Origin of the sequence: Plesiocystis pacifica SIR-1, assembly GCF_000170895.1 — a bacterium.
GTDB lineage: Bacteria > Myxococcota_A > Polyangia > Nannocystales > Nannocystaceae > Plesiocystis > Plesiocystis pacifica.
Map to the genome: position 1 here is coordinate 72,562 of NZ_ABCS01000020.1, position 14,218 is coordinate 86,779.

Annotated in this window: 11 protein-coding genes; 3 read left to right on the plus strand and 8 right to left on the minus strand. The window is 71.6% G+C overall.

Annotation, left to right across the window (positions count from 1 at the left end):
- Nucleotides 1-15 precede the first annotated feature (15 nt).
- Complete coding sequence (locus PPSIR1_RS12835; protein WP_006971500.1) at nt 16-942, plus strand: hypothetical protein; 927 nt, start codon at nt 16-18, stop codon at nt 940-942.
- A gap of 16 nt (nt 943-958) precedes the next feature.
- Here the strand turns inward: PPSIR1_RS12835 and PPSIR1_RS12840 are convergent, their stop codons facing one another.
- The 8 genes from PPSIR1_RS12840 to PPSIR1_RS12875 form a co-directional block, all read right to left on the minus strand.
- Nucleotides 959-1,849 carry a hypothetical protein gene (locus PPSIR1_RS12840; protein WP_006971501.1) on the minus strand — a complete coding sequence of 297 codons (891 nt, stop codon included), beginning with the start codon at nt 1,847-1,849 and terminating at the stop codon, nt 959-961.
- A 20-nt stretch (nt 1,850-1,869) separates the two neighbouring features.
- The gene (locus PPSIR1_RS12845; protein ID WP_006971502.1) at nt 1,870-2,739 is read right to left on the minus strand and encodes a tetratricopeptide repeat protein; all 870 of its coding nucleotides are present in this window, start codon (nt 2,737-2,739) and stop codon (nt 1,870-1,872) included.
- 84 nt (nt 2,740-2,823) lie between these two features.
- The gene (locus PPSIR1_RS12850) at nt 2,824-3,954 is read right to left on the minus strand and encodes a tetratricopeptide repeat protein (RefSeq protein WP_006971503.1); all 1,131 of its coding nucleotides are present in this window, start codon (nt 3,952-3,954) and stop codon (nt 2,824-2,826) included.
- Nucleotides 3,917-4,477 (minus strand): DUF4331 family protein, encoded by a 561-nt coding sequence (locus PPSIR1_RS42575; protein WP_086001277.1) that lies wholly within the window; start codon nt 4,475-4,477, stop codon nt 3,917-3,919. Before PPSIR1_RS42575 ends, PPSIR1_RS12850 begins: the two co-directional genes overlap by 38 nt.
- A gap of 35 nt (nt 4,478-4,512) precedes the next feature.
- Entirely contained in the window at nt 4,513-5,130 is a 618-nt protein-coding gene (locus PPSIR1_RS12860; RefSeq protein ID WP_086001278.1) for a DUF4331 family protein, read from the minus strand.
- A 63-nt stretch (nt 5,131-5,193) separates the two neighbouring features.
- Nucleotides 5,194-6,339 carry an STAS domain-containing protein gene (locus PPSIR1_RS12865; protein ID WP_006971506.1) on the minus strand — a complete coding sequence of 382 codons (1,146 nt, stop codon included), beginning with the start codon at nt 6,337-6,339 and terminating at the stop codon, nt 5,194-5,196.
- Between the two features lie 107 nt (nt 6,340-6,446).
- Complete coding sequence (omp85, locus tag PPSIR1_RS12870) at nt 6,447-8,165, minus strand: Omp85 family outer membrane protein (protein ID WP_006971507.1); 1,719 nt, start codon at nt 8,163-8,165, stop codon at nt 6,447-6,449.
- Nucleotides 8,165-11,269: a DPP IV N-terminal domain-containing protein gene (locus PPSIR1_RS12875; protein ID WP_006971508.1), complete on the minus strand. Its 3,105-nt coding sequence runs from the start codon at nt 11,267-11,269 to the stop codon at nt 8,165-8,167. Before PPSIR1_RS12875 ends, omp85 begins: the two co-directional genes overlap by 1 nt.
- A gap of 97 nt (nt 11,270-11,366) precedes the next feature.
- Between PPSIR1_RS12875 and PPSIR1_RS12880 the strand changes: the two genes are divergently transcribed.
- Both PPSIR1_RS12880 and PPSIR1_RS12885 read left to right on the plus strand, forming a co-directional pair.
- Nucleotides 11,367-13,004 (plus strand): hypothetical protein, encoded by a 1,638-nt coding sequence (locus tag PPSIR1_RS12880; protein ID WP_006971509.1) that lies wholly within the window; start codon nt 11,367-11,369, stop codon nt 13,002-13,004.
- 26 nt (nt 13,005-13,030) lie between these two features.
- Nucleotides 13,031-14,206 carry a cellulase family glycosylhydrolase gene (locus PPSIR1_RS12885; protein ID WP_086001279.1) on the plus strand — a complete coding sequence of 392 codons (1,176 nt, stop codon included), beginning with the start codon at nt 13,031-13,033 and terminating at the stop codon, nt 14,204-14,206.
- Nucleotides 14,207-14,218: the final 12 nt, after the last annotated feature.

A 14,218-nucleotide genomic window follows, 5' to 3' on the forward strand; every position in this document is an offset into this window, starting at 1 on the left:
TAGTTATTCTGAGGCATGGTCCGCCACTCACGCGCTCTCGTCGTCGGCCTGTCCCTGGCGCTCGCTGCATGCGGAACGCACAAGCTCACCGGGGACGACGGCACCGAGACTCAGGCGGACGACGAGGCCGAAGCGGACGCCGAGGTCGAGGGCGAGGGCGAGGGCGAAGCCGACGAAGGCGAGTCGGACGAAGCGGACGCAGACGCGGACGACGGCGGCCTCGACTTCGTGCCCGACGAGGACATCCAAAACGGGACCGACTGCGACGTCTTCGAGCAGGACTGCGCCGAGGGCGAGAAGTGCGTGCCCACGACCTGGTCCCAGTTCTACGGGGTGTCGCGCTGCGTGCCGGTGCTCGGGGAGCAGGGCGTCGACGAGCCCTGCGAGTACCACGGCCACGAGCTCGGCTCCGACGACTGCGACGCGAACAGCCACTGCTGGAACCTCGAGCAGACCGAAGAGGGCGGCTACGTCGGGAGCTGCATCCCGATCTGCCAGGGCACGGGCTGGGAGGACGCCACCTGCGAGGGCCAGGGCGAGAGCTGCTTCGGCTACGAGTGCCGCTTGATCGGGCAGGTCGGCATGCCCTTGTGCGTCGAGTCTTGCGACCCGATGGCGCAGGACTGCGGCGAGGGCATGAGCTGCGTCTACTACGGCGGCTACGTCGACACGGTCTGCGCCGTGCAGACCCTCGAGACGCCCAAGCTCATCGGCGAGACCTGCGAGAGCGCCAGCGACTGCGCCCCCGGCTCGATGTGCGGCAACGCGGACGACCTGCCGAGCTGCGAGGGCTGGAGCTGCTGCACGCCCTTTTGCGCCGCGGGCGACGACGCGAGCTGCGACGCGGCCGTGCCGGGCACGGTCTGCTCCGACCGCTTCCGGACCCTCGCGCCCGAGGGCTGCCCCGAGTTCGGCGGCTGCTTCCTGCCCGGGGATCCTTGAGCTCGAGGCCGGGGCGTCAGGGCAGCGCTTCGCGGAAGATGGTGACCTCGGTGACCACCGGCATCATGGTGGACTCTTCGAGGTAGACGGTGTGGCCGGACTCGGCCAAGGAGGCCGAGATCGTCGCCGGGCCGGGCTCGCTCGCGGGGATGGGGATGGGCCCGAACTCGCCGGCGTTCGAGGGCACGACGCCGTTGTAGCCGGCCTCGCACAGCGGGATGTTCAGGCACTCGGGCAGCATTTGGTCGTAGTAGATGTGCGCGTGGATGGCCTCGGTGTCCGAGGGCGGACCCACGGTCATCCCGCCGAGCACCTCGATCTCGACCTCGATGCTCTGCTCGTCCAGGCCAAAGCGCTCGCGCAGCCACGGCCGGCGCAGGGCGACGTGCTCCCGGCCGTCGTCGACCCACACCAGGTTGCGGCCCGAGCCCTCGGGGTTGTCGTAGTCGCTGCCGTCGTTGAGCCGGGCCTGGGCGCGGATGTAGTGGACGCCGGGGGTGTCGGGGATGTCGATGAACTCCTGGATGCCCGCGCCGAGGTTGCCGCTGTCGATGACCAGGACCTCGACCTCGTCGACGAACACGACGATGTGGCCCTCGCCCGGGACGGCCTCGCCGGACTCGGACAGCGGGCGCAGGGTCAAGTTGGCGCCGGTGAGGCTGAGCACCTCTTGGTGCTCCGTGCCGAAGGGCAGGGCCTCGAGGTCCTCGGGGCTGCTGATGGTGACGACGGGCAGGGCGACGGCCTCGCACACGCCCTGCAGGCAGGCCTGCTCGCCGGGGCAGTCCTCGGTGCCGACGCAGGCGTAGATGCCCGAGGCGTCGGGGTCGGGCTCGTTGGTCAGGCAGGCGGACAGCAGGCCGAAGCCGAAGCAGGCGAGGGCGCGCCGACGCCAGCCACGGGACATGGGCGAAGAAGTGGGCGCGTTCAAAACTGTCCTCCGAAGTGCAGGCCCGCCGAGAGGCCGTTCGCGGTGGGGGCGGCGTAGGGGCTCAGGCGCCAGGTCTGGGCGCTCGCCGGGGGAGCCTGCTCGCCGGCCTCGGCGTCGCGCTTGCGTTTGAGGCCCACGGCCAAGAGCACGGCGCCGGTGATCGCCAGGGCCGAGCCGGCGCCGATCATGGCGAGCTCGAGGGTCTGGTTGGCGCGGGCCTGGTCCGCGAGGGTCTCGGCCTCGGCGAAGCTCAGGCCCTCGGGGTTGCCGCTGGCGACGTCGCCGAGGGCCGCGTTGTCCCGGGCCACCATCACGCCAAAGCCGATGCCGCCGCCGAGGCCGACGGCCGCGCCCACGCCGAGCAGCGCGGCGCCGGACAGGATCAGCGGCTTGGAGGGCTTGCGCTCGGCCTCGGCGGCGAGGCGCTCGGCCTCGGCCTGCTCCGCGGCCTCGCGCTCGGCGATGCGCTCGCGCAGGTCTTCGATGCTGGCCTCGACCACGGCGCGATCCATGGAGTCCTCGCTCGTGCGCAGGTAGATCTCGTAGTGGCGGATGGCCTCTTCGTAGTTGCCCAGGCGTTCGTAGCAGCGGGCAATGTTGAACTGGAAGTCGGGCGAGGCGTAGTAGGTCGCCGCTTCTTGGAAGGCCTCGAGGGCGGCCTCGAAGTCGGCGTCTTGGTAGAGCTGGGTGCCGCGGACGTAGGCTTCGCGCGCACGCTCGGCGTCGGCGGACAGGCCCTCGCCCTCGCCGCCGTCCTCACCCTCGGCGGTCTCGTCGGGGGCGTCGGCGTCGGGGGCAGCGGTCGCCGCGGTGAAGCTCGGTGGCAGCGCGAGGAGACCCGCGAGGATCGTCGAAGGAAGTTTCACGCCCGGCGAGCATACACAGGATGGGCGCCGCTGCCTCGATCGCTCGGATTGATCGCCCGGACAGTTGACGGGGCGATCGAGCGTTCACCCGCGGGTGTGGTCGTGGGCCCGGGCGAGCTCGGGGAGCACGCGCTCCCGCTCGATTTGCGTGGTTTTGGACAGCCGCCGCCAGTGGCCGGCCTCACCTTCGCTGATTTGCAGGTCGGGGTGCTGCTGGAGCAGGGCCGCGAGGGCGTCCATGAGCTCGGGCTGGTGGCTGTGGTCGAGGGCCTGGCGGTACAAGGAGATGGCCTCGTGGTGCTCGCCGAGGGCGGCGTGGGCCTCGGCGCGGTGCTCGGTGACCAGCCACCAGTCCGGGAACGCGGCGTGGGCCCCCTGGTAGTAGCGCAGGGCCTCCTTGGGGTTGCCGGTCTCCCACTCCACGAGGCCGCGCTGGAGGGCGAGCCAGGCCAGGGTCTGCTGGTGGCGGGGGGTCGAACCAGCGCGCATGCGCGCGAGGGCTCGGTCAAAGGCGGCCCGCGCCCCGTCGTAATCCCCCGCCTCGCGGCGCAGCAAGCCCTCGCGGGCGGCGCGGAGGGCCTCGGCCGCGGGCGCGCCCTCCCCCTCGGGCGGCGGCTCGGGGGCGAAGGGCAGGCCGACCCCGTAGCGCTGGGCGGCGCCCTCGTGATCGCTGCGCCCGCGGGCGAGTTCGGCCTCGATGGCCTCCATGCGCTCGAGGGCGCCGGCCGAGTGCAGGGGCGCGCGGCGGGCCGTGGCCAGCCAGCGCTCGGCGTCGTCGAGCTGGTGCAAGGCGAGGGCGAGCTCGGCCCGGGTCAGCGTCGGGCCGCCGCCTTCGGGGGCGAGGTCGAGAGCTGCGTCGAGGGCGTCGCGGGCCGCGAGCCAGTCTTTGACGTTGCCGCTGAGCCGGGCCCGCCGCATGCACAGGCGGGCGAGGAGCTCGAGGTCGCTCCAGCTGACGAGCCGGGCGGTGGCGGTCGAGTCGTCGGGCTCGATGCCGGCGAGGGAGCGGGCCTCGCGGATCTCGGCGTCGAGCATGGCGAGGGCCTCGACGTAGGTCGTCGGCGAGCTGTGTTCGGGGCGCGCGGCCCTTCGCTGGGCGGCGGCCTCGGGGCTCTCTTGGCCGCCGCAGCTCAGGGCGATGGCCGCGCCCAGGGCTGCGGCGAGCGCGAGGCCGAGATCACAGCTCGTGCGCCGGCGCGAGGTAGGGGAAGGCATCCTCGAAGGGGCGGTCGTTGGCCGTGGGGTTGAGGGCGCCGACGAGGCTCGTCACCGTTTGCCCCTCGACGCTCAGGTCGAGCAGCACCAGGGCCAGGGTGACGTCGATCACCGGGTCCTCGAGGCGCCGGCCGTTGGGGAAGCCGGAGTCCGCGCTCGTGTCGACGGTGATGATGTCGGGGACGACCAGCGGGGCCGCCTGCTCGACGCACAGGTCGGGGGCGCAGGGGCTCAGGCCCAGGCCGGTGAGGTCGTCGTCGAGGGCCTCGTGGAGGCCCGTGACCGAGGCGACGATCTGCTCGACGAAGGCGCTCGGATCGTCGCTGGGGTCGGCCTGGTTGTAGCCCTCCTTGTCGGCGATGACCGCCGTGCCGATGGCCGGCATGCCGATGCGATCGACGCGGACGTAGGTCGAGGGATCGTCGGTCGCAAATACGAAGGGGTCGTCGGGGGTCTCGGGCTCGGTGGAGCAGGCCGTCAGCAGACCGGCGCCGGCCAGAGCCACAGCCACAGTCCGCGCCATGGGGGCCCAGCGGAGTCGGAGTTGGAGTTGGAGCGTCACTGTGCCTGCCTCCCGGTGGTCGCCCACACGCCGAAGGTCTCGCTGCCCAGGGCCGCGTGGTCAAACTCGACGACGATGGCGACGGTGTTCTTGATCGCCACGAAGTCGCGCTCGGGGTTGAAGGCCACCGTGCCCGTGGCGAGGGTGTCCTGGAAGCCGTCGAGGTCGAAGAAGAAGGGGTCGTCGCGGGTGCCCGCGAAGATCGACGCGCCGCCCTCGACCTCGAGGACCTCGTCGACGGGGCTGACCAGGGGCCCGTCCGCGCCGGGGATGCCCTCGACCTGCACGGCCCACTCGCCCGCGGCGTTGCTGCCAAAGCGCGCCCACAGGTCGTGGTCGGCCACGTTGTCCCCGTCGGTGTCGATGTGCACGCCGTAGAGCACGCCGTCGTCGTAGACCGTCTCCTCCGTGCGCAGCTTGTAGCCGTCGACGGTCAAGATCAGGGTCAGGCGCTCGCCGTCGTGGAAGGCGTAGAGGTCACCGATGTCTGCGGCCGCGTCGTCGAAGGAGGTCGTGTCGGCCTCGTCGTGGTCGGCGGCGATCACCACGCCCGACGCGACCACGAGACCGACGAAGGCCCCGACTCCCAGGACTGTCCAGAGCTTGGATGCCATAGGGCCCCAGCATCCCACGTTTGGGGCACGCTGTGCAAAGTGCGCGGTCTCGAACCTTCAAGCTCACGATCCGCGGCCGTCGAGGCCCCGCCGTTGGGCGAGCCCGCGGGCCAGGGAGCGATGGAAGGCGACCCCCTCGAGGGCGGCGCCCGTGCTCGCCAGCTCCAGGGCGAGGGCCGGGCGGACGCCGGTGAGCGTCGCTCGGGCGCCGAGCAGGCCCAGGGCCGCGATCAGCTGGACCAGGCGCTGGCCGGCCTCGCCGTCGACCTCGGCGATGCCGGTCAGGTCCAGGAGCACGCGCCGGACCCCGCGGGTCGAGACGTGCTCGAGCAGCTTGGCCATCAACAGCTCGTGGCGCTCGCGGTCGAGGCGGCCGATGAGCGGCACGGCGAGGGTCGCGTCGCCGACCTCGAGCAGCGGCGCGGACAGCTGGAGGATCTCCCGGCGCTGGCGCTCGACGATCTCGAGGGTCGCCTGGGTCGTCTCGGCGAGGGCCTCGGCCTCGACCTGGGCGCTCACGTCGAGGTGCTCGACGAGCACGCCGATGTCGGCGCTCACGGGGTCGCGCATGGGCTGGGTGACGACGAGGTGCCAGCGCCGCTCCCCGCCGAGGGTGCGCACCGGCAGCAGGTTGCGCTGGACCTCGTCGGCCAGCGTCGCCTCGAGGATGCGCCCGGCCTCGGCCGGGTCTTCGAACCACGCCGGCCAGCCCTCGCGCTCGCCGAAGGTCGCGGTCGCGGCGGGGTTTTGGGCGAGCAGGGCCCCGGTGTTCGACGCGAGCCCGAGGATGACCGTCGCGTGGCGGTGCATGGCGACGTTGCGCTCGACGGCCTCGGACGCCACGCCGGCGAGGGGCTGGGCCTGGAGCAGCATCCCGAGCTTCCCCTCGTCGAGCAGGATGGCCCGGACGTCGAGGAGGATCGTCCGCCGCTGACCGTTGGGGTACATGATCCACTCCTCGCTGACGCGCTCGCCCTCGCGGCAGCGGGCGATCTGTCCGCGGATGCGCTCGACCACGGGCTTGGGCGCGCTGGTGATGATGTCCCGGGCGAACAGCGCCTCGCGGGTGTCGGCGCCCCAAAACTCGAGGGCCGCGTCGTTGGCCCAGCGAAAGGTCAGCGACGCGGCGTCGAGGACCCACGCGGGCGTCGGGGACTGGGACAGGCCGAGCTCGCAGCGTGCGAACTCGATGGGGACGCGCGGATTCACGGGAACCAAGGCTAATCCAGCTCCCACGCGCGAGTGTGCGCAGCGGCTGCGTTCGCTCGATGTCGAAGGTGTGGACGATTTTGCCCCCTCTGGGGGCGACCCCACGGCTAGAACATTTGGCCGACGTCGAGGTAGAAGCCGAAGTTCTGGTCCGAGGGCGACCACGCCGGATCCACGCGTACGACCAGGGTCTCGCCCCAGGTCAGGCGCAGGCCCCCGCCCACGCCGGTCTTGATGTCCGAGAACTCGCCGTCGAGGTTGACGCCGTCGAGGAACACCGGCTGGGTGTCCGTCCACAGCCGCCCGGCGTCGAAGTAGAGCGCCGTGCCCACCCCAAAGCGGGCGCTCTTGATGTTGAAGCGAACCAGCATCGAGCGCAGCTCGAGGTTGACGATGGCCTTTTGCTTGCCGAAGTAGCGCTGGCGGGGGATGCCGCGGATCGTCCAGCTGCCGCCGGGGCCGTCGAGGGGCACGAGCACGCCGGTCTCGCCCATGGCGTAGAGCGGCGGCGTGCCCCACAGGTAGTCGAGGATGCCGCGCACGCCGAACACCAGGTACTCGCCGTAGAGCGGGACGAAGTGCGAGGTGCCCAGGTACAGGCGCGAGTAGAGCAGGTTCTCGTCGACGCCCGGGGAGAACTGCAGGGACAGCTCGGTGAACGAGCCGCGGGTCGGCGTGTACTCGTGGTCGCGGGTGTCGTAGAGCAACCCCGCGTTGAGGGTCATCAAGAAGTGGTTGTCGGTGCCGTGCAGCAGGCCGCGGAGGGTCTCGGCGTCGTCTTCGCCGTCGGGCCCGGGCTCGTCGCGGGCGGCGATGTCCTCGGCCAGCTTGCTGTTGGCGTAGGCCTCGATGGCGTTGTAGCCCAGCGAGGTGCCCACGAGCAGCTCGAGGCGGCGCTTGTGGGCGACCTTGGGCGCAGGGCCCAGGCCCTGGCGGGCGCGCTGGCTGGCGTAGGGCGGGCAGCCGTCGCGGAGCTTGGGGCCGCAGGCCCGGGGCACGTCGTTGCCGAGCACGGAGCGGTCCCACAAGATGATGCGCGCGTTGAAGGCCGCCGAGGCCCGGGTGCGCAGGTACTTGTTGTAAAAGCGCGCCTCTCGGTAGGCGTCGGGGTCCGTGTCGGGGTCGATGTCCTCCCACGGCTCGGGGTTGAGGGAGGCGTTGCCCAGGCCGTGCCAGCCCTGGTTGGTGAAGCGACGAAAGCGCGCCTCGGCGTTGATGCGCAGCCGCCCGTTCCACAGGCCGGGGAGGTCGGCCTTGACGTAGTCGTTGTGGTAGGGGAGGCCCAGGCCGATGCCGGGCGTGTTCTTGACCGTGGCCTGGGCGAGGAACTCGAGGCGCCAGCGGTAGGGCTGGAAGTCGGGGTGGAAGCGGGCGAGGGACACGAGGGCCCCGAAGCCGAGGCCGAGATCGATGTCGTAGGAGACCGCCGGCAGCACGCCCCACTCGAGGCGGTGGGGGTCGTTGGGGTCGCGCTTTTTCTTCTTGCGCTTCTTCTTGCCCTCGGGCTCGGGCGCGGGGGCGGGCTCGGGTTCGGGCTCGGGGGGTCCCTCGACGAGGGCGCCGTCGGCCGTGGGCCCGGGCTCGAGCTCGGGTTCGGGCTCGAGCTCGGGTTCAGGCTCGGGGACGTCCGGCAGCGGGGTCTCGTCGGCCGCGAGGGTCGCGGGCTCGGCGTCCGCGGGAGCAGCCGCGTCGGGGGCGGGCTCGTCGGCCTCGGGGGGCGCCGCGTGGGTCGGCGAGGCGTACAGCAGCGCCAGCGCGAGGGAGGCCAGCGTCAGCCAGCAAAGGGGGCGGGGCAGGGGAGCGCGAGCTGGGCGACGGGCGATCACTAAAAACCTCGGCCAACGAACACCCGGAAGTAGTCGATGCCGACTTCGGGGTCGAGACCATGAGCGTACTGGAAAAACAGGGCCAGGCGCTCGCCATATCCGAACTTGAAGCTGGAGATGAGCGTCGCGCCGACGCTGCCTGCCAGATCGTTGATGGTGATCGGGTCGGTCCAGGCCATGCCCCAGTCCGTGAACGCGACCAGCACGAGGCGCTCGAAGAAGGCCGCCGTCGTGCCCAGGCCGCGGTCGACGTCGAGGATTGGAACGCGGTATTCGAGCTGCAGCACCCCAAAGTAGCGGCCGCCGAACTCGCTCGGGTCGTAGCCGCGCAGCGATCCGGCCTCGCCCCAGGGGCTCCGGGCGAGGATGGTCTGGATCACGTCCTGGTCCTCGGGCAGCCCCCCGAGGCGGAAGGAGCCGCGCCGCGCGAGGCCCTGCGAGGACGCGCCGCCGGCCAGGCGCAGGGCGAGGACCTGGTGGCCGACCCAGGGCATGCGCAGCGCCTCGGTGTAGTTGCCGCTGGCTCGCAGGTCGCTGTAGCGCCCGCCGAGGGCCGGGTCGCTGAGGCTCAGATCGACGGCCAGGCGCCGGCCCGTCTCGTTGCCCCAGGAGTAGCGCACGCCCTCGCGGTTGTCGTAGGTCAGCCCGAGGTTGACCGTGCTCAGCCCCCCGATCTCGGGCTCGAGGCTCGCGGGCGCGTTGGGGTCGACCTGCGCGTCGGCGGCGTCGAGGTTGGTGTAGTGGACGTAGCTGTAGCTCAGCGAGGCGCGGGCGTCGTGGCGACCCATGCGGAGCACGGGCACGCTCAGCCCCGCGTTGAAGGCGAGCACGCGCTCGAGGTAGAGGTCCTGGCGGTAGGGCGGGTCCGTGCCGGGGGCGCTCGCGGGCGGGTCGTAGGCGTAGCGCGTAAAGCCCGTGCGCACCCGGTAGTCCTGGCCAAAGCCCACGAACATGCTGGGGAAGAGGCGGCTGAAGCGGTAGCTGACCGAGCCCGCGGGCAGGCGCAGATCGGTCAGCCACTCGAAGCTCCCGACCAGCGAGTGGTAGCCGATCACGTCCTCCATCGCGAGGCTGAGGGACAGCGTCGACAGCAGCGTGCCCAGCTCGAAGTCGGCCGCCGAGGGCACGAGGGTGCGGGGGAAGAAGGTCCGGTAGAAGCGGTAGGGCTTGGCGCTGGCCGAGGGCGGGGGGCCGGCGCTGGGGTCGTCGGCGTCGTAGCCGGGCTCGGGGTCGAGGGCCACGGGCCAGTCGGTGATCGCCTCGGGCGGATCCATGAAGCGCGCCGGGTCGAAGTCCATGGCCCACAGGTCGTAGCCCGTGCTCGAGTAGCCGACGTAGGCGATGCGCTCGCCGTCGTGGCTGATGGCCGGCTCGAAGGCGCCGCCGAGCACGTTGGACACCTGCCGCGTCTGCCCGCTCTCGGTGTCGAAGGCGTAGAGGTTGAAGACCCCGGAGCGGTCGCTCGAGAACAGCAGCCAGCGCCCGTCGGGGCTCCACTCCGGCGAGTTGTCCTGGGCCCGGTCGGCGGTGATCCGCTCGGTGGTCTGGGTCTCGAGGTCGTGGACGTAGATGTCCCGCCAGCCCCCGTCGCGCCACGCCGAGTAGGCGACCTTGGTGCCGCTGGGGTGCCAGTCGGGGTCGTAGGCCTGCTGCAGCTCGACGCCCGAGCCCCGGCCCGTTCCCAGGGGCTCGAGCTCGCGGACCTCGAGGGTGTCGAGGGCCAAAAAAGCGATCCGCGACTGCCCGCTGTCGTTGCGCACGAAGGCGACGGTGCGCCCGTCGGGGGACACGTCCGGGGCCCGGGCGCGCATGCCAAAGGTCAGCTGCTCGCGGCCCCGGCGGCTGGGCCCCTTCCAGCGGTAGAGGTCGCTCCACCGGTAGCGCTGGTCGTGGACGCCGACCATGTCGAAGATGATCTGGTCCTCGTTGGGCCCGACGAAGCTCGGCCGCGAGTTGTCCTCCATGTCGATGACGCGCTCGATGTCGGGGCTCTTGCCCTGGTTGCCGATCGCCAGGCCCTCGCGGATGCGCGTGCCCTCGGCCGAGATCCGCCGGATGCCGGCCTGGCGGTGGCCGTCGTCGTCAAAAAAATAGATGTGCTGGTCGTCGGGGCTCCACACCGGGAAGCGGGTGTGGGCCCCGGACGAGCCGGCGCTGGCGGTGAAGGTCAGCCGCCGGCCCTGGCGCAGTCCCCTGGCGCGGATCCGCCGGGCCTCGGCGTAAAAGCGCCGCTCGAGGTGGGTCTGGTACTCGCGCTCGAGGGTCTCGAAGTCGACGCCGATGACCTCGCGCAGGGCCCGGTTGATGCCCCAGGGGACCAGCCGGCCGCCGTAGAGGTGGCTCATCTCGGCCAGCTTGTCGGCGCCGTAGTGGGCGGCGATGTAGTGCAGCAGGTGCAGGCCGTAGAGGTAGACCGAGGTCCCGCCCGGGAACACGCGGGCGCCGGAGTTGATCTGGTCGAGGGTCTGGAAGCGGCCCTCGAGGATGGCCACGCGCATGAACATGTCGAACAGCGCCGAGCGGTGCCGGCCCTGGGCGCCGAGCTTCGACTCGTACATGGTCGCCAGGCCCTCGACGATCCACCGCGGCTGGACGATGTTGGGCGCCGAGACCTTGCCGACCACGCCGAAGCCGAGCAGGGCGTTGAGCAGGCGCGGGAGCCCGTGGACCGTGTCGATGTGCACGACGTGGACGAACTCGTGGGTGACGAGGATGTCGATCCAGTCGTCGTAGCTGCCGAGCACGCTGAGGGTGTCGGGGGCCGGGGCGAACAGGCGGATGGCCGGGAAGGGGGTCGCGTTGGCGAAGCCGTTGGACGCGTCGGTGGTGTCGGTCAGGATGATGTGCGTGCGCAGCCGGACCTCGTGGGCCAGCTCGAGGGTCATGCGCGCGTAGGCGCGCTCGGCCAGCAGCGCCACGCGGTCGGCGAGCTCCTCCTCGCCCACGTGGTAGTGGATGATGAAGTGCTCGGTCTCGATGGTCCGAAAGGCCAGGTCGGGGTTGGCCTGGGCGACGCGGGGCGCGAGCCACAGCGCCAGGGTCAGCGCCAGGACACCCAGGGCCCGCAGGAGCCGGGTCGACCGTCGCTGGCGGCAAGCGAGCACCGCGCTCAGCCTAACAGCCCAGACTGTCCCAGGGGCAGGGGGTCGAGGATTTGCGCTCGCCATGATCGAAGCGGTCTCTGGGTGGCACACACCGGGCATGACTCGCCTTCGATCCCTCCGCGCCTCGGCCTGGCCCCTCGGGGTCACCGCCCTCGCCGCGTCGTGGCTGCTCTCGGGTGGCTGCGTCGGGGCCGAGGAAGCGGCGGAGGTCGAGGCGCGCGTTGGGCTGCTGTGCCCCGAGGTCGAGGCCCCGGGCTTCGGCGTCGACATCACCCCCGAGAACTGGCCCATGGCCAGCATGGAGCTGGCCCCGTGCGGCCAGGTCATCCTCGAGCGGGCCACGCTCGAAGGCGAGCCGGCGGGCATCGAGCTCGTTCGCCTCGACGGCAGCCGCGAGGAGCTCGGCGACATCGAGGCCTTGCGCTTCTCCCCTCACGGCGATCGCGCGCGGTGGCTCGATGGGTTCGGCCGCTTCGTGCTCCGCGAGCTCGAGGGCGAGGGGCGCTCGCGGGTGTACGAGGACTCCGTGTCGCAGTCGGGCTGGGTCGGCACGCGCGCGGGGGGCTCGCTCAGCCGGCCCTGGGTGTGCGTGGCGAGGAACGAGGGCGACTTCATCGAGGTGTTCGACTTCGACGAGGTGGTGAGCTTCGAGGTCGGCAGCTGCGACGCTGGCGGGGAGGTGCGCAGCTCGACGGTCGTCCCGCGGATGTTGACCCGCGACCGGGACGGGAACCTCGTGCGCCTCGACGCCGACTCGGGGGAGTCGACGGTGCTCGTGCCGGGCAGCGAGATCCCCGAGGACGCGAACATCTGGATGGACCCGCTGGGGACCGTGGCTTCGTTCATGGCGCCCGCCGAGCCCGGGGGCAGCATCACCCGGCGCCGCGTCTACGACGGCGGGGGGCAGCTCGTCGCCGAGTACCCCCTGCCGGCCTCCGTGTTGGCCGTGGGGGTCGGTGAGCGGCGGATCGCGATCGTCGTGACCGAGTCGCAGGCCGTGGCCTTCGTCGAGGTCGAGGGGGAGCTCCGGGTCTACCCCATCCACACCGGGGAGAGCCTGGGGATCTCGACGAGCCGAACGGCCGAAGGCGGGACCGTGGTCCTCGCGTTCACCGACGGCACCATCGTGGCCATGCCCGACGCGGACCCCGAGCGCCTCGAGGTCATCGGCGAGCACATCGGCCCGCCCACGGATCTGTTGGTGTCGCCCGAGGGCGAGTGGGTCGCGTGGAAGAACACCGGCGGCTGCCTGGCGCCGCCGGACTGCTCGAACCGCAAGGTCTTCGTCGAGCGCTGGTCCGTCGGCGGCGGGCGAGCGCCCACGCTGGTGACCGCCGCCGGCAACCCCGAGGCGATCGTCATTCGCAGCCTCTTCGACGACGGGGCCCTCCTGCTCCGCGGCGCCTTGGTGGCCGAGGACGGCTCCCTCGGCGAGACCTTCGAGCAGATCCTGAGCGCGGGCGGAGAGGTCGTGGAGGCCTTCCCCGCGGATTTTGGGACGGTCGGCAACCTCCGCGGTTTTTGGGGGCGGAGCGCGGACGGCCGGCTGCTGGTGCGCACGCAGGCGACGCCTTCGACCTTGGACCTGAGCCTGCTCGGCAGCGACGGCTCCCTCGAGCGCATCGGTGACGCGCAGGAGCTGTGGAGCGCGGCCGTCGACGGGGGCGGTCAGCGGGCGATCAGCGTCTCGGAGGGCGAGGCTCGCTGGGGTCAGTTGCCAGTGAGTGTCGACTAGCCCCGGCGCTATGATGTCGATGAGCCATGCTGAATCGACACCCGCGCAATCGTCTCCTGAGTAGCTTCTTGCTCGTGGCCGCGCTCGGCTGCAGCGACGATGGACCCGCGTCTTCCGATGAGGCCGCCGAGACCTCGGGCACGGAGAGCTCGACGACGGGAGAGGACACCTCGGGCGCGGACTCGACGAGCACCACCGACGCTGGCGAGAGCACGGACAGCACGGAGACTGCGGAGAGCTCGAGCGAAGAGAGCTCCAGCGCGGACACCCGCGGCTGCGACGCGCTGGGCTTTCACGTCGACGGCGGCGCGCTCTACGACGCCAACTGCAACGCCTTCGTCATCCGCGGCGTCAACTACCCCTACGCCTGGTACAGCTGGCGGGACGACACCGCCGAGCAGTTCGCGGCCATGGCGGCCGCGGGCGCCAACGCGGTGCGCATCGTGCTGACCGACGGGGCGCAGTGGGAGCGCGTCTCCGGCGACGAGGTCGCCCAGGTCATCGGGTGGGCCCGGGACAACGACATGGTCGCGATCCTCGAGGTCCACGACGCCACGGGCTGGTCCGAGCAAGCCAGCGCGGCCCCGCCCTCGACGGCGGTCGACTACTGGCTCAGCGACGACGTCCGCGCGGCCGTCGAGGGCAGCGAAGATCACGTGCTCATCAACATCGCCAACGAGCCCATGGGCAACACGACCACCGAGGAGTGGATGCCCTTCCACGTCGGCGCCATCGGGGACCTACGCAGCGCCGGCATCCACCACACGCTCATCGTCGACGCGCCCAACTGGGGGCAGGACTGGACCGGGACCATGCGCGACGGGGTCCAGGCCCAGTCGATCTTCGCCGCCGACCCCGACGCCAACGTGATGTTCTCCGTGCACATGTACGAGGTCTACGACGAGGACGCCAAGGTCGAGTCCTACGTCGCCGACTTCCTCGGCTCGGGGCTCGCGCTGCTCGTCGGCGAGTTCGCGGCCGACCACGGCGGGCCGCAGGTCGCCGCCGAGGCGATCATGGCCACGGCCGAGGCCTCCGGCGTGGGCTACCTGGGCTGGTCGTGGTCCGGCAACAGCGCGGAGCTGGCGTCCCTGGACATGGTCGTCGACTTCTCCGACCAGCTCACGCCCTGGGGCCAGCTGCTGGTCGACGGCCCCAACGGCCTGCAGGCGACGGCCCAGACCTGCTCGTGCTTCGAGTGAGGGGGAGGCGGC